The following is a 14,161-nucleotide window of genomic DNA, read 5'->3' on the forward strand; positions in this document are numbered from 1 at the left end:
CGGGCGCTCCGGTGGGCGCGTGTCCGTTCGGGGCGGGGCCCGAGTGGGTTCGTGAGCGGGCTCGAGGAGGGCTGGTCGGGGCGCGTGCAAGCCTCTGTGCGCCGTTGATGCGCCCAGCAGGGCGGGCATGGAATGGGCACAGGCACCAGCCTCTAGGAGGGACCATGGCCGAACCCCCCAGCACTCCCGGCACCACGCCCGACCCCACCCAGGAACTCCCGACCGAAGCGCCCGCCGACATCAGGAGCCTCCCGCTCTTCGGCGCCTGCGGCTGCGGCTCGGGCTGCGGGTGCGGGTGCCAGTCGGGGAACCCTTGCCAGTGCGGGTGAGGGTGCAGGACGCGGAGGTCTGTGGCGTACGGCGCCGTGGGTGCCGGCAGACGCCGCGGACGCCGTAGATCTCGTACGACGGTGAGGGCCTCGGGGCGGGTGGCGCGCCGGGGCCCTTCACCGTGAACGGCCGGTCGTCGACGCTTCAGGCGGGCTAGTGCGCGTTGATGCAGGCCACGGCTGTGACGGTGACACCGGGTTCGGCCTCGACGTAGTAGTAGTCGTAGACCTCGCGCGCCGAGCCGGTCGGCAGGGTGGAGGCGGCGGCGGGGGTGGACGTGGGCGCGGGTGGCAGGGGGCACTCCGGAGAACTCGAGGACGCCGGCTCCGGCTGCGGACCCGACGTCGGCTCGATGCCGTCATTGATCGACTCGGTGAACGCCCAGCCGGCGACCACCAGGACCAGCCACCCACCGGCCAGCCACACCTTCACCCGCCCACTCATCCCGCCCCCTATCACCCGTGGCACCCACGGCAGGCCGCAAGTCCCGCCAGTTCGGCCCGTCCGGCCAATTCGGCCCGTCCGGCCCGTCCGGCCATGAGCAGATCCCGAACATCGCTCGCAGACCTCACGTATGCGAGGCGCCGGCTCAAGTGCGTGCGGCAGTCGGCCGGTACTTCCTCGCCAGGCGCCTCCGCGTTCCGGCTCTCCCGAGTCGGACCAATCGCGTGGCTCCGCGTCGCTAACCCCGCCACCGCACCCCGTGCCGCAACCGAAGGCGGTGGATCTCCCAGCAGGCCACCGCCGTCACCGACACCGGCCCGGCAAGGAACGCACCGATCGCGAGCGGCACCGGGCCCGGCGGGAGGCCGCCCGTCGACAGGCTGAGGAAAGCGAGCACCCAGACCAGGACCGAGGTGACCACCGCGGGCAGCGCCGCGTGCAGGGCGGACAGGTTGAAGGCGTAGCGCAGCGCCGGACCGGAGGCGAAGCAGAGGAAGAAGATCACTGACCAGAACGGCGCCCAGCACACGAACATCACGGACGCCCAGACGAACACGTGGGTGCCGCTGGGCAGCAGATTCATCCCGTCGGCCGCCGCCACGAACAGCAGCGGCACCAGCGTCCAGGCGCCGAAGTAGCACAGGGCCGACCGGCCGGCCGGCCACAGGTGCGCCCGCATGGCGCGCCGCGTTCCGGGTCTGGCCGTACAGAAGAGAAGCGCCACGACCACCACTGCGCTCAACAGCGCCAACCAGGGGGCGAACAGCGCCCGTTGCAGGAACTCCCCCGGAGCCTCCGCCAGGTCGTCCCAGCCACCGAACACGGCCAGCAACAGGCCCGACATGGCGAGCGCCAGCCAGGCCCGGACCCGCTGTACCCGGAGCACCTGGGGATCCTCGACGCGCCCTGCCGGGCGGGCGGGGAAGACGCGGCGCGCCCAACGGCGGGCGACGCGGGCCAGTTGGTAGCCCACCAGCAGCGGCACGGTCAGCCACCACAGGCACGGGAGGAACAGCGCCAGCACCACCCAGGGGGACACCTGCTCCCGCCGCCCCCGCAACACCTCACCCAGCGGCGGCCATTCGTCCTCACGCAGCCGTCGCCACAGTGGCGTGTACGGCCGCGGCGGATCGTTCACGGGCCGCGGCCCGCCGTACGGCGATCGCCCGGGCGGGCGGGGTGCGTGGATGCTCATGGCGTCCCTTCAACGGTCCCGGTAAGGGACGTGCCCCGGCCCGGCCACGGTTCCCTACGGGATGCCCCGTGCGGCGGGGGCGCACCCTGCCGCCCCCGGTGTGGACCATCGCGTAGGTCCGACCAGGAGGGTGTACGACCAGTTCCACGGCTGACCGGCAGCTACGGGGGACTCAACTCCTCATCCAGGACCCGCTGCCAGCCCTCGTGCCCCAGCCCTCCGGCCATGAGGAGGTCACGCCAGTCCGTGCGTGCCAGGCGGACTGCCGAGCGAAACCGGTTCACGTCCCCGTCCGCGATCACCACGGCCGCGGCCAAGAGCCGCTCCGCGCTCTCCCCCGAGCGTGCGAGTTCTCCCGCCAGGACCCGCAGTGCACCCTCGATCCCTTTGGCAGCGTCGGGATCCGGGAAGTCACGCCGGATCCTCTCGTGCAGCCGCGCGCTGATCGGTTCCTCCGCCACGTCGTCCCCCACTCAATCAGCAACAGGTAGGGCGGCCCCTCTCACCAAAGACCGGGCCGCCCTTGTCCAACCGTCCTCAACACATCTGTCGGAGGTCTCCCAGCATGACGCATGCACCCCTATCCGGGGTGCCTCGCGCCGCCTCAGATGCCGCCGAACGCGGCTGGCACGTCTTCCCCTTGCGCCCCGGCGACAAGCGACCCGCCCCGCAGGGCGAGGCCACCAGCCGCCACACCGGCCATCAAGCCGGGCCCGCAGCGGGCTCCAGCCGTGAAAACGTCCCCGCTCCGCGCCATAAGCACAGGCCGGGGGCATGATCGCAAGGGTCTCATCGGCCGTCGCCCACTCTGCCTCAACGGCGGTGACAGCACAGCGCACCGTCCGTCGAGCGCGGCCAAGGGATCGCTGCTGACGGAACATGCCGAAATGAGACAGTCCGCTTATGAATGGGAAGCATTGAGGTGATCGGATTCAGGGTCAACTCGACTGGTCAGCACAAGAGTTGGGGAGCACTCAGCCACCAAGGTCATTCACCGCGCCAGACGCGGATCATGAGTGCCATGTCAATTGCCTGAGTTGGGGCCGCGTTACTCGCGCAGCAGCCCGGCTAGCGTGCCGAAAGTCAAGGTGCCAGCTGCTCAGCTGCCGACAGTCTCGCCGTTGAAGGGAGCCGAGTGCACAGGCAAGAGCGAAGTCGTCCGGATTCGGCCGACCTCGCGGTCGTCGGTTGTGGGTGGATCCTGATCGTCGCGGTTGTGGCCCTGCCGGGGCTCATCGCGAAGGACGGTCCACTCACGGCTTACATGGCCGTCCTCGGTGCGGTGATCGGATCTCTCTGGGCACAGAAGAGGTTGCGGCGCTAGCGCCTGTCACCAGTGGGCGGATCGTCGGCATCCTGCGAACAAGCGGCCGTCACCGGCGCCGGGGCATGGCAATGCTGGCCGGCTCTCTCGCAGAGCCGAGTACCTGGGCCACTCGGATCCGAGCCTGACGCTCCGGGTGTACGCGCATCTGATGCCGTCCAGCCGGGAGCTGACGCGTAAGGCCCTGGCCACCGTCTTCGACGCCGCCAAAACGATGCGACCTGGCGGCTGAGGGCTCGTACGCTCCGGTCCAGAGAGGCGGGGAGAGCCATGTCAGATGAGTACTTCTTGTTGGTGTGCGACGACGTGCCCCATGACGTGTTGCTCACCGATCCCGGTGCGCGCGTGATGGACGTCGTCCAGGTGGTGCGCCGGCTGACAGGGCTGAGCCTCTGGCACAGCAAGGTTCTCGCGACGCAGGTTCCCACCACGATTCTCGCCGGGGTGCAAAGAACAGCCGGAGCCGGATGTCTGACAGCTCTGAGCACGGCCTGCTCGGCACCTGAGGGCCCTGAGACGGCCCAGCCCCAGCGAAAAGCCCCCGCTCCGCGAGGAACTCGCAGGTCGGGGGCATGATCACAAACCCTACTTCTTCTTGCCCTGGTTCTTGACCGCCTCGATCGCTGCCGCGGCTGCCTCCGGGTCGAGGTACTTGCCGCCCGGGGTGACCGGGTTGAAGTCGGCGTCGAGCTCGTAGTAGAGGGGGATGCCGGTGGGGATGTTCAGGCCCGCGATGTCGGCGTCGGAGATGCCGTCCAGGTGCTTGACCAGGGCGCGCAGGCTGTTGCCGTGGGCGGCGACGAGGACCGTGCGGCCGGTCAGGAGGTCGGGGACGATGCCGTCGTACCAGTAGGGGAGCATGCGGACAACGACGTCCTTCAGGCACTCCGTGCGGGGGCGCAGCTCCGGCGGGATCGTCGCGTAGCGCGGGTCGTCCGACTGGGAGAACTCCGTGCCGTCCTCGAGCGGCGGCGGCGGGGTGTCGTAGGAACGGCGCCACAGCATGAACTGCTCCTCGCCGAACTCGGCGAGCGTCTGGGCCTTGTCCTTGCCCTGCAGGGCGCCGTAGTGGCGCTCGTTCAGGCGCCAGCTGCGGTGGACCGGGATCCAGTGGCGGTCCGCGGACTCCAGCGCGAGCTGCGCCGTGCGGATGGCGCGCTTCTGGAGGGACGTGTGGACCACGTCGGGGAGGAGATCGGCGTCCTTCAGGAGCTCGCCACCGCGGACTGCCTCCTTCTCGCCCTTCTCGTTCAGGTTGACGTCCACCCAGCCGGTGAACAGGTTCTTCGCGTTCCACTCGCTCTCGCCGTGGCGGAGGAGGATCAGCTTGTACGGTGCGTCGGCCATGCCTCAGAGCGTAATCCACGCATTCGACCCCCCGGCGGTCCGCCCAGCAGACGGACAGTTGACGGGATCTGTTAATTGAGTGGCCCGCCCGAGCCCCGGGTTTGTAAGTTGCGGATGCCTTCTTGGCTACTTACATCCGCTGCCGGTGTCCGGCTACCTCCATGGGGACCCCTATGCCACTCGCCGCCGTGCGACGCGCCACCCGGGAGACCGTCGCCGGGCTGCCCCGCGAGTTCTGGTGGCTGTGGACCAGCACCCTGGTCAACCGGCTCGGCGCCTTCGTGGCTACGTTCATGGCGCTGTACCTGACCCTCGACCGCGGCTACTCCGCCTCCTACGCCGGTCTCGTCGCCTCCCTCCACGGGCTCGGCGGCGTCGTCTCGTCGATCGGCGCCGGCGTGATGACCGACCGGCTCGGGCGGCGGCCGACCCTGCTCGTGGCCCAGTCCTCCACCGCCGTGTCCGTGGCCGTGCTCGGGTTCATGCACCACCCCGTCGCCATCGCCGCCGTCGCCTTCGTCGTCGGCGCCGCCTCCAACGCCTCCCGGCCCGCCGTGCAGGCGATGATGGCCGACATCGTGCGGCCCGAGGACCGGGTGCGCGCCTTCTCGCTCAACTACTGGGCCATCAACCTCGGCTTCGCCGTCTCCTCCATGGCGGCCGGATTCATCGCCGAGGTCAGCTACCTCGCCGGGTTCCTGATCGAGGCAGGGATGACGGCCGTCTGCGCGGTCGTGATCTTCGTGAAGCTGCCCGAGTCCCGGCCCGAGAAGCCGGACACGGGGAAGGGCGCGGAGGAGGTCGGGCTCGGGACCGTGCTGCGCGACGGGCGCTTCATGGCCGTCGTCGGACTGTCCTTCCTGGTCGCCCTCGTCTTCCAGCAGGGCTCGGTGGGTCTGCCCATCGCCATGGGCGACGCCGGGTTCACGCCCGCCGACTACGGCCTCGCCATCGCCGTCAACGGCATCCTGATCGTGGCGCTGCAGATCCCGGTCACCCGGTACATCGAGCGCCGGGACGCGGGGCGGATCCTCATCGTGTCGTCCCTGCTCGCCGGCTACGGCTTCGGCCTCACCGCGTTCGCCGGGTCGGTCGGGGTCTTCGCGCTGACGGTGTGCGTCTGGACGCTCGGCGAGATGTTCAACGCCCCGACCCAGACCGGCCTCGTCGTCCGCCTCTCCCCCGCCCACGGACGCGGCCGCTACCAGGGCATGTACACCCTGTCCTGGTCGGTCGCCGCCCTGGTCGCCCCCCTGATGTCCGGCTTCGTCATCGACCGCTTCGGCGCCGAGTGGCTGTGGGGGCTGTGCGCGGTCGTCGGGACGGCGGCGGCGGTCGGGTACGGCGTCCTGACCCGCCGCACGTCCACGGCGGCCCCGGCCGCCGCCGGCACCCCGGCCGACCCGAAGCCCGAGGTCAGCGCCGCCTGACGGGCGCCGCGGTCCGCGCGGCCGCCCTCACGGATGCATCCGCGCCCCCTTGATCACCTTGTCCACCGCGTTCCGCGGCCCGTACACCGCCATCCCCACCAGATCCAGCTCCCCCGTCGGCACGGCCCGCACCGCCGCCCGGTTGTCGCGGTCGTTCCCCGTCGAGAACAGGTCGGACGTGAAGACCGCGCGCGGCAGGGCGCGGGACAGCACGCGTGCGTGGGCCGTCGTCAGGGTTTCCTTCGTGGCCTCGAAGACCAGGACCGGCTGGCGGAACATCGGGAGGTAGGGGACGTCGTCCGCGTCCTCGTAGGGGGCGCCGATGACCTCCGGCAGCTGCGTTCCCAGGCCGCTGACCAGGAACGCGGTGACGTTCAGGCGCTGCCAGGGCTCCAGGTCCTCGCGCAGCAGGACGGCGATCTTGGTGTCGAAACGGACGGGTGCTTCAGTGCTCATACGACGACACTGACGGCCGCCGTACGGCTCCGTCTTGTACGTTCTTTGCATGGCCGCCGCACGGGATCGCCAGGAAGTCTCCGCGTGGCGCCCCTCCGTACCGGGCGTCACCGAGGTCTTCCACGCCCACTTCACCGAGTACGCGTACCCGATGCATGTCCACGAGGCATGGACGCTGCTCATCGTGGACGACGGCGCCGTGCGCTACGACCTCGACCGGCATGAGCACGGCACCCCGCTCGACACCGTCTCGCTGCTGCCGCCGCACGTTCCGCACAACGGCTCCCCCGCCACCCCGCACGGCTTTCGCAAACGGGTTCTCTACCTGGACAGCACCCGGCTGGGGGACGATCTGATCGGGCCGGCCGTCGACTCCCCCGACCTGCGCGACCCCGTGCTGCGGCTGCGCGTCGGGCAGTTGCACGCCGCGCTCGCGCAGCCCGGCGACGAGCTGGAGGCGGACAGCCGGCTCACCCTGATCGGGGACCGGCTGCGGGGCCATCTGCTGCCCAGGACGGTCGGCGGCCCTCCGCGGCGCGATCCCGCCCTCGCCCGTCGGCTGCGGGAGCTCCTCGACGAGCGGATCGTGCAGGGCATCGGCCTCGACGAGGCCGCGGCGGTCGTGCAGGCCCATCCCGCCCATCTGGTACGGGCGTTCAGCACGGCGTACGGCATCGCCCCGCACCAGTACCTGATGTCGCGGCGCGTTGACCGTGCCCGCGGGCTGCTGCTGGAGGGCCGGTCGCCGGCCGAGGTGGCCGTGGCGACCGGGTTCTACGACCAGTCCCATCTCAGCCGGCACTTCCGGAGGATGGTGGGGGTGCCCCCAGGGCGTTATCGCGGCAGCTCGCGCTGAGCGTCGTACAGGTTGCGCGGGTGCACGGCGTCCGTCGTGCCGTACAGCTCCAGGCGTGCGTGGAGGTCGCCCGTGAAGTCGGGGACGTCGATCTGGTCGAACTCCCTGACCTCGTTGAGGCCGACGGTGGCGGAGTACGGGGCCAGCCCGTCGAGGCGGATCATGCCCGCGCGGCCGTTGGTGACCCGGACGTTCCAGTGGGTGAAGCGGGCGCCGAACAGCGGGCCGGCGCTCGCGTCGCCGCCGTGGCGGCCGTTGTTGTCGACGGTGATGTCGGTGCGCACGTTGGCGAAGGGCAGTCCGCGGTGGCTGTCGAAGGTGCCCATCCGCATGTCGCCGCGTGACCAGACATTGTACGAAGACAGGCCCTCGACGTTGATGCCGTGCAGCTGGGTGCCCGCGGGCGCCGGGGTGGTGCGTGCCTCGATGGTGAAGTCCTCGATCAGGTTGTCGTGCGAGCCCTCGCGGCAGAAGTAGGGATGGTGGCTGCCGCGGCCCGCCACGCGGGTGTGCCGGAGGGTGCAGGCGGAGGCGGCCACCAGGCCGAACCCGTTGTCGACGTGGCGGACCGTCACGTCGTCGGCCCAGCAGTCGTACGCGCACTGGAAGACGACGCCGTTGTGGCCCTTGTCGAGGAGGTGCGGCTGCTGCGGGGTCTCCACGGCCTCCAGCGTCAGGCCCTCCACGCCCGACCCGCTCAACTCGCCCACGTGGGTGGTCAGTCGCGGGTCCCACTCGGGCCGTACGTCGAGCGGGAGCGGACGTTCGAGGGTGACCTTGCGGCCCTGGACGCGGGTGATGCGCACCGGCCACTCATAGGGGACGTACGACGTCAGCTTCGTCTTGTCGTCCCAGGTGTACGCCTCGGGGCCCGGGCCGCCGCCGCTCATGTGCTCCAGGAGGGTGTGGCCGGCGTCGTCGGCGAGGCGGAGCAGGACCAGGGCGCCGGGGCGCAGTGCCGAGGGGTCCGCGACCGTGACCGTCGAGGAGCCCTGGCGGGCCGGGGCGAGGGTGGTGAGCGTGCGCCACTCGTCGCGCCGGTTGCCGGTCCAGCCCTCGAAAGGCCAGGCCTTCGCCCTGATCGCGGCGACGAGGGAGTCCCAACGGGCCGTCGGCGCCAGCCAGATGAGTCCGCCCGCCCAGGACCAGGACGACTTGTCGCCGCCGTAGCGGGAGCCGTAGGGGCCGATCAGTTCGGTGAGGTTGCGGGTGGCGTAGAGCTTGGTGCGGGTACTGCCGGCGCCGCGCAGGACCACGTTCGAGTGTCCGATGCGGATGACGTCGTCGATGCGGAACGTGCCGGGCGGGATGGTGACCGTGCCACCGCCGGCCTTTCCGGCGGCGGCGATGGCACGGTTGATCGCGGGGGCGGAGTCGGTCGTGCCGTCCGCCACGGCCCCGAAGTCGCGTACGTCGGCCACGACCTTGGGGCGGGGGAAGCGGCGCGCTCCGCCACGGTGGCCGGCCCGGCCGATGTAGGGGATCTGCGGGTGGGTGTACGGGGTGCGGGTGAACTCTCGCCAGATGGGCGGCACTTGGTCCGCGGCTCGCGGTGCGGCTTCGGCGGGCCGGGGTCTCGCGGCCGCGTGGGCGCCGCCCGCTGTCGTCGCGCCGAGCGCCACGGCCGTGGCCCCTCCGAGCAGGGTCCGTCTGGTGAGATGCGCGTTGCCCATGTCCGTACGCCCTCCATGCGGCTCTTCATGGATGTGAACGTCGTTCAGAAGTGCGATGGCCGTGAGCATGCCACGGCCCCTCGCGCGTACGGAAGGGGTCGTGCGGGGCGAGTTGGTTCGGACCTTCCTGGGTCCGCGCGTCGAGCCGAGGGACGCTGAACGTCACTCCGAGGGACGCTGGACGTCACTCCGAGGGACGCTGGATCAGATCTCCGAGGGACGCTGGATCAGACGTCCGAGGGACGCTGGATCAGATGGGTGAACGCGTCCAGGTTGCGTGTCGACTCACCGCGGGCCACGCGCCACTCGTACTCCTTGCGGATCGCGGAGGCGAAGCCGAGCTCCAGGAGGGTGTTGAAGGCGCCGTCCGCCGCCTCCAGGACCTGCCCGAGGAGACGGTCGATCTCATCGGCGGTCACAGCGGCGAGCGGGAGCTTCGCGGTGACGTAGATGTCGCCGAGGCGGTCGACGGCGTAGCTCACGCCGTAGAGCTTGAGATTGCGCTCCAGGAGCCAGCGGTGGACGCCCGGTTCGTTCTCGTCGGGGTGGCGGATGACGAAGGCGTTCAGCGACAGGGAGTGGCGGCCGACGAGCAGGGACACCGTCGTGGAGAGCTTGCGGGTGCCGGGGAGCTTGACGACGTAGTTGCCGGGGGCGGGACTCTCCCACTCCAGCTCGGCGTCCTTCAGGGCTCCCTCGACGACCTGCGCCGCCTTCTGTACGTCCTGTGCGTCACCCATGGTGGGAGCGTACGCGACGGCGATGGGCCTGGGCCGCCGCCGTGTACACGTCGGCCGTGGCCGCCGCCGAGGCGTCCCAGCCGAAGGCCTGGGCGTGCCGGGACGCGGCCTCACCCATGCGCGCGGCCAGGTGCGGTTCGTCGGCGAAGGCGCGCAGCACGCGCGCGTACTCCGCGGGGTTGTGGCCCTGGACCAGGAATCCGGTACGGCCGTCCCGGACCGCGACGGGCAGGCCGCCGACCGCCGCGGCCAGCACGGGGGTGCCGGCCGCCTGCGCCTCGATGGCCACCAGGCCGAAGGACTCGCTGTACGACGGCATGACCAGCACCGATGCCGCCCTGAACCAGTCGGCGAGCTGGTCCTGGCCGACGGGCGGGCGGAACCGTACGACGTCCGCGATGCCCAGGCGGGCGGCGAGCTTCTGCAGGCCCTCCGGCTTGGCGAGGCCGCTGCCGCTGGGGCCGCCGACGACCGGGACGAGCATGCGGGAGCGCAGCTCGGGGCGCTCGTCGAGGAGGACGGCCACCGCTCGCAGGAGGATGTCCGGGGCCTTCAGGGGCTGGATGCGGCCCGCGAAGAGGGGGATCAGGGCGTCCTGCGGGAGACCGAGGCGGGCGCGGGCGGCGGCTCGGCCGTCGGCGGGCGAGAAGCGGGTGAGGTTCACGCCGGGGTGCACGATCGCGACCTTGTCGCGGGCGGCGGCGTAGTGGCGTACGAGTTCCTCGGCCTCTTCGGCGGTGTTGGCGATGAGGCGGTCCGCCGCCGCGACGATCTGGGTCTCGCCGATGACCCGGGCGGCGGGTTCGGGGGTGTCGCCGTCGGCGAGGTTGGCGTTCTTGACCTTGGCCATGGTGTGCATGGCGTGCACCAGGGGGGCGCCCCAGCGCTGGGCGGCGAGCCAGCCGACGTGGCCGGAGAGCCAGTAGTGGGAGTGGACCAGGTCGTAGTAGCCGGGGCGGTGGCCGGCCCACGCCTGCATCACGCCGTGGGTGAAGGCGCAGAGCTGGGCGGGGAGGTCTTCCTTGTTCAGGCCCTCGTAGGGGCCCGCGTCGATGTGGCGGACGAGGACGCCGGGGGCCAGTTCCACGACGGGTGGGAGGTCCGTGGCGGTGGTGCGCGTGAAGATCTCCACCTCGATGTTGATCGCGGCGAGGCGTTGTGCGAGTTCCACGATGTAGACGTTCATGCCGCCGGCGTCGCCTGTGCCGGGCTGGTGGAGCGGGGAGGTGTGCACGCTGAGCATCGCTACGCGGCGGGGGCGGCGGTGGAGCCGGAGTCGGGAGGGGGCCGACGGGGAGCGTCGCCCGAGCCTGCTGACGTACTGGCTCACGGGGCGGTCCTCCTTGGCTGCGGGCATGCCGGACGGAGGGTTGAGCGCCCTCCAAGGCGGTGCAACACCGGAGGGAGGGGTTCCCATTCCTGGCGGGGTGGTTTTTGCCTAGGAATTACCGGGGGTCGCTCAACTGTTCGGGGGTGTGGTGCGTGGGGGTGCGCGGTGATGCCTGCGGCGGCCTGGCCTGGTTGGGTGGGGGTGCGGGTAGCGCCTGCGGTCGGTGGGTGGGTCGGGGGCGCGCCGGGGGGTGTCCGTCCTCGGTCGGGCGGTGCTCTCTCTCAAGACGGTGCCCTGCGTTGACGCCCGCCGCTGCGGGCGGACACCCCCCGGCACGTCCCCTTCTCGCCGCCGGCGCCCACAGGCGCATCGTGGCGCAGGCCCACCAGCTTTTAGGGGCGCGGGGAACTGCGCGAACGGTGGTGACGGCGGCGGTCACGTCGTGGCGCAGGTGGACTGCAACCCCCTTCTTTTCAGGGGCGCGGGGAACTGCGCGAACGGTGGTGACGGCGGCGGTCACGTCGTGGCGCAGGGCGGCTGCAACGCCCTTTCCCGGGGGCGCGGGGAACTGCGCGACCGGCCGCAGCGGGCCCGCAGCCGAAGTCCGGCCCAGCCCCGGGACGCGGGACCTTACCCTCGTATCCATGAGTGCCCGCGCCGCCCGCCCCGTGGGAACGGTGACACGCGGGACCACCAATCCGAATCGGCTTCGGCGAATGGACCGCTGGATCGCCCATGCGCAGGGGAGCGAACTGCGACGGGTCGACGAGCCGGTCGCGGTCGATCTCGGGTACGGCGCCGCCCCCTGGACGGCCGTCGAGCTGCTGGGGCGGCTTCGCGTGGCCGCGCCCCGCGTGTGTGTGGTCGGGCTGGAGATCGAACCGGCCCGGGTCGCCGCTGCCAAGCCGTACGAGCGGGAGGGACTCGTCTTCCGGCACGGTGGGTTCGAGGTACCGACTCCGCAGCGGCCGATGCTCGTGCGCGCCGCCAATGTGCTGCGGCAGTACGAGGAGGGGCAGGTCGCCGCGGTCTGGGAGCGGCTGTGCGCGCGGCTGGCGCCGGCCGATCCGGTGTCGGGCTCGCGCGGTGGGCTGCTGGTGGAGGGGACCTGCGACGAGATCGGGCGGCGGCACGTGTGGGTCGCGCTGGGCCCCGAGGGGCCGCGGACGGTGACCTTCGCGGCGCGACTGGCGTCGCTGGAGCGGCCGTCGGATCTCGCCGAGCGGCTGCCGAAGGCGCTCATTCACCGCAATGTGCCCGGTGAACCGGTGCACGCGTTTCTTCGGGACTTCGACCGGGCCTGGGCCGCCGCCGCGCCCTACGCCTCGTACGGGGCCCGCCAGCGGTGGATCCGGGCGGTCCGGGACCTCTCGGCCGACTGGCCCGTGGTGGACGGGGCCGGGCGGTGGCGGCAGGGGGAAGTGACCGTGGGGTGGGAGGCTCTGGCGCCGCGGAGGTAGGTCGGCTTTGGGGCGTTCCCGGGCCTTTCCCTCTCGTTCGCCTGGTTGACCGTGGATCACGGAACGATCTCCACGAGTCGTTCGTCACAAAGACGGGGAGATCGTCATAGCGGTGCGGGAATGGGGGGAAGCAGACCTCTGTCGCTTTGCGCGCCACCGTGGCACGATCCCCCGGACGCTCGTAAGTTACTGACGAGACATCAGTTTGGGGGCACAGGTATGGGTACGGGCAAGCGCGGCCTGATCGCCACGGCCGTGACCGTCGTCTGCGCGGTCACCGTGCTGGCGGCACCGGGTACGGCCTTCGCGGCACCCTCTCCGTCACCGTCCCCGAGCTCCTCACCCTCCTCGTCGCCGACTCCTGTGTCCAACAAGGAGCTTGAGGACGTCCGCCTGAAGCTGGAGAAGCTCTACCACTCCGCGGCCATCGCCACCGACGCGTACAACGCCGCCGAGGAGGCGGCCGAGAAGCAGTCGGCCGAGATCGTCTCGCTGGCCAAGAAGATCGTCAAAGGCCAGGAGAAACTGGCCGAGTTGAAGAAGCGGGCCGGTTCCGCGGCCGCCGCGCAGTACCGCTCGGGCGGGTTGCCCGACGAGGCGAAGCTGATGCTCAGCGATGATCCGGGGCACTTCCTCGACAGCGCCGGGCGGGTGATCCAGGGGCAGCGCGCCACCAAGGGGCTGCTCGGGGAAATGACCCGCACCCAGCAGGACTTGGAGCAGTACGCCAAGGACGCCACCGCCCAGTGGCAGAAGCTGGAGGCCGGCCGCAAGGCCAAGGCCGCCGCCCAGAAGAAGATCGAGAAGCAGATCAAGGCGGCCGAACAGCTGGAGTCCCAGCTGGAGAAAGAGGAGAAGGAGCGCCTCGCCCAGCTGGAGGAGGAGGCCGCCCGCAAGGCGCAGACCGCCTGGCTGGACTCCGGTGTCCTCGACGACATCAAGGGCAAGGCGTCCGCGCAGGGCCGTAAGGCCGTGGAGTACGCCACCGCACAGTTGGGCAAACCGTATGAATGGGGTGCGGAAGGTCCCAAGACGTACGACTGTTCAGGGCTGACATCCCAGGCCTGGGCGAGCGCCGGCAGCGGCATTCCGCGGACCTCGCAGGAGCAGTGGAAGCAGCTGAAGCGGATCGACGTCGAGGACATGCGCCCCGGCGACCTCATCATCTACAACGCCGACGCCAGCCATGTCGCCATGTACATCGGCGACGGCGCCATCATCCACGCCCCGCGCCCGGGGCGGACGGTGACCATCGCCGGGGCGGGGTCGATGCGGATCCTCGGAGTGGTTCGGCCCGATGCGTGAGGATTCAGGGCGTCTTGTGACATGAGGCCGTGACCCGGGCCACGTGACCCACCCCACGTCAATTTCCTGACAAACGCCGCCCCGACGTGACGTTCGTCATCCCCGCCGGGGCGCCGCCCTGTCCAACTGCGGTACGGAACGCGGCATATGACAGCGGCCAACGACCATGCGGGGTGCTCCACACCATTCCGCTGCGGCGCCGACACCCGCTATGGTCCCCGTCGGTGGATCGAGGTCCCTCGTTCCCACCATGCCCTCGGGGGGAGGGAAG

General features: G+C 71.0%; 13 protein-coding genes and 2 pseudogenes. 7 read left to right on the forward strand and 8 right to left on the reverse strand.

Annotated features, from left to right (window positions below; genetic code table 11):
- Positions 1-483 precede the first annotated feature (483 nt).
- The 3 genes from ACGFW6_RS32985 to ACGFW6_RS32995 form a co-directional block, all read right to left on the reverse strand.
- Entirely contained in the window at positions 484-774 is a 291-nt protein-coding gene (locus ACGFW6_RS32985) for a hypothetical protein (RefSeq protein ID WP_393518176.1), read from the reverse strand.
- A 238-nt stretch (positions 775-1,012) separates the two neighbouring features.
- Positions 1,013-1,969 (reverse strand): hypothetical protein, encoded by a 957-nt coding sequence (locus ACGFW6_RS32990; protein ID WP_393518179.1) that lies wholly within the window; start codon positions 1,967-1,969, stop codon positions 1,013-1,015.
- A gap of 161 nt (positions 1,970-2,130) precedes the next feature.
- A complete protein-coding gene (locus tag ACGFW6_RS32995; protein WP_393518182.1) occupies positions 2,131-2,430 on the reverse strand; it encodes a hypothetical protein in 300 nt (99 codons plus the stop codon).
- A 104-nt stretch (positions 2,431-2,534) separates the two neighbouring features.
- Between ACGFW6_RS32995 and ACGFW6_RS33000 the strand changes: the two are divergent.
- The 3 genes and pseudogenes from ACGFW6_RS33000 to ACGFW6_RS33010 all read left to right on the forward strand — a co-directional run.
- A pseudogene (locus ACGFW6_RS33000) lies at positions 2,535-2,669 on the forward strand (bifunctional DNA primase/polymerase); the annotation flags it as partial.
- Positions 2,670-3,387: 718 nt separating this feature from the next.
- Positions 3,388-3,525 (forward strand): annotated as a pseudogene (locus ACGFW6_RS33005) (site-specific integrase); the annotation flags it as partial.
- A 116-nt stretch (positions 3,526-3,641) separates the two neighbouring features.
- Positions 3,642-3,869 (forward strand): ribosomal protein L7/L12, encoded by a 228-nt coding sequence (locus ACGFW6_RS33010; RefSeq protein WP_393518443.1) that lies wholly within the window; start codon positions 3,642-3,644, stop codon positions 3,867-3,869.
- Positions 3,870-3,878: 9 nt separating this feature from the next.
- Here ACGFW6_RS33010 and ACGFW6_RS33015 read toward each other — a convergent pair whose 3' ends face one another.
- Positions 3,879-4,640, reverse strand: a complete 762-nt coding sequence (locus ACGFW6_RS33015; RefSeq protein ID WP_062723775.1) for a phosphoglyceromutase — start codon at positions 4,638-4,640, stop codon at positions 3,879-3,881.
- Between the two features lie 173 nt (positions 4,641-4,813).
- On the opposite strand from ACGFW6_RS33015, the gene ACGFW6_RS33020 reads away from it, so the two are divergent.
- Positions 4,814-6,070, forward strand: a complete 1,257-nt coding sequence (locus ACGFW6_RS33020; RefSeq protein WP_393518185.1) for an MDR family MFS transporter — start codon at positions 4,814-4,816, stop codon at positions 6,068-6,070.
- Positions 6,071-6,097: 27 nt separating this feature from the next.
- On the opposite strand, the gene ACGFW6_RS33025 is transcribed toward ACGFW6_RS33020, so the two are convergent.
- Positions 6,098-6,577 (reverse strand): DUF2000 family protein, encoded by a 480-nt coding sequence (locus ACGFW6_RS33025; RefSeq protein WP_393518188.1) that lies wholly within the window; start codon positions 6,575-6,577, stop codon positions 6,098-6,100.
- Between ACGFW6_RS33025 and ACGFW6_RS33030 the strand changes: the two genes are divergently transcribed.
- A complete protein-coding gene (locus tag ACGFW6_RS33030; RefSeq protein WP_393518191.1) occupies positions 6,576-7,382 on the forward strand; it encodes an AraC family transcriptional regulator in 807 nt (268 codons plus the stop codon). The two genes, ACGFW6_RS33025 and ACGFW6_RS33030, sit on opposite strands and share 2 nt — an antisense overlap.
- On the opposite strand, the gene ACGFW6_RS33035 is transcribed toward ACGFW6_RS33030, so the two are convergent.
- From ACGFW6_RS33035 to mshA, 3 genes are all read right to left on the reverse strand, one after another.
- On the reverse strand, positions 7,361-9,055 hold the full coding sequence (locus ACGFW6_RS33035; protein WP_393518194.1) for a glycosyl hydrolase family 28-related protein: 1,695 nt from the start codon (positions 9,053-9,055) through the stop codon (positions 7,361-7,363). The genes ACGFW6_RS33030 and ACGFW6_RS33035 overlap by 22 nt on opposite strands.
- 227 nt (positions 9,056-9,282) lie before the next feature.
- Positions 9,283-9,795 carry a YbjN domain-containing protein gene (locus ACGFW6_RS33040; RefSeq protein WP_393518197.1) on the reverse strand — a complete coding sequence of 171 codons (513 nt, stop codon included), beginning with the start codon at positions 9,793-9,795 and terminating at the stop codon, positions 9,283-9,285.
- Positions 9,788-11,125, reverse strand: a complete 1,338-nt coding sequence (mshA, locus tag ACGFW6_RS33045; RefSeq protein WP_393518445.1) for a D-inositol-3-phosphate glycosyltransferase — start codon at positions 11,123-11,125, stop codon at positions 9,788-9,790. Before mshA ends, ACGFW6_RS33040 begins: the two co-directional genes overlap by 8 nt.
- Before the next feature lie 668 nt (positions 11,126-11,793).
- Here mshA and ACGFW6_RS33050 point away from each other — a divergent pair.
- Together ACGFW6_RS33050 and ACGFW6_RS33055 are read left to right on the forward strand one after the other, a co-directional pair.
- Positions 11,794-12,585, forward strand: coding sequence for a class I SAM-dependent methyltransferase (locus ACGFW6_RS33050; protein WP_393518448.1), 792 nt, complete (start codon positions 11,794-11,796; stop codon positions 12,583-12,585).
- A gap of 219 nt (positions 12,586-12,804) precedes the next feature.
- A complete protein-coding gene (locus ACGFW6_RS33055) occupies positions 12,805-13,890 on the forward strand; it encodes a C40 family peptidase (RefSeq protein WP_393518199.1) in 1,086 nt (361 codons plus the stop codon).
- Positions 13,891-14,161 lie beyond the last annotated feature (271 nt).

Origin of the sequence: Streptomyces sp. Y7 (genome assembly GCF_043195415.1) — a bacterium.
Classification (GTDB): domain Bacteria; phylum Actinomycetota; class Actinomycetes; order Streptomycetales; family Streptomycetaceae; genus Streptomyces.

What these genes read in the sequence shown, in the direction of transcription:
- ACGFW6_RS32990 (WP_393518179.1), bottom strand. Translation starts at nt 1,969, where the DNA reads ATGAGCATCCACGCACCCCGCCCGCCCGGGCGATCGCCGTACGGCGGG.
- ACGFW6_RS33020 (WP_393518185.1), top strand. Translation starts at nt 4,814, where the DNA reads ATGCCACTCGCCGCCGTGCGACGCGCCACCCGGGAGACCGTCGCCGGG.
- ACGFW6_RS33035 (WP_393518194.1), bottom strand. Translation starts at nt 9,055, where the DNA reads ATGGGCAACGCGCATCTCACCAGACGGACCCTGCTCGGAGGGGCCACG.
- ACGFW6_RS33015 (WP_062723775.1), bottom strand. Translation starts at nt 4,640, where the DNA reads ATGGCCGACGCACCGTACAAGCTGATCCTCCTCCGCCACGGCGAGAGC.
- ACGFW6_RS33055 (WP_393518199.1), top strand. Translation starts at nt 12,805, where the DNA reads ATGGGTACGGGCAAGCGCGGCCTGATCGCCACGGCCGTGACCGTCGTC.
- ACGFW6_RS33030 (WP_393518191.1), top strand. Translation starts at nt 6,576, where the DNA reads ATGGCCGCCGCACGGGATCGCCAGGAAGTCTCCGCGTGGCGCCCCTCC.
- ACGFW6_RS33010 (WP_393518443.1), top strand. Translation starts at nt 3,642, where the DNA reads ATGGACGTCGTCCAGGTGGTGCGCCGGCTGACAGGGCTGAGCCTCTGG.
- ACGFW6_RS32985 (WP_393518176.1), bottom strand. Translation starts at nt 774, where the DNA reads ATGAGTGGGCGGGTGAAGGTGTGGCTGGCCGGTGGGTGGCTGGTCCTG.
- ACGFW6_RS33040 (WP_393518197.1), bottom strand. Translation starts at nt 9,795, where the DNA reads ATGGGTGACGCACAGGACGTACAGAAGGCGGCGCAGGTCGTCGAGGGA.
- ACGFW6_RS33025 (WP_393518188.1), bottom strand. Translation starts at nt 6,577, where the DNA reads ATGCAAAGAACGTACAAGACGGAGCCGTACGGCGGCCGTCAGTGTCGT.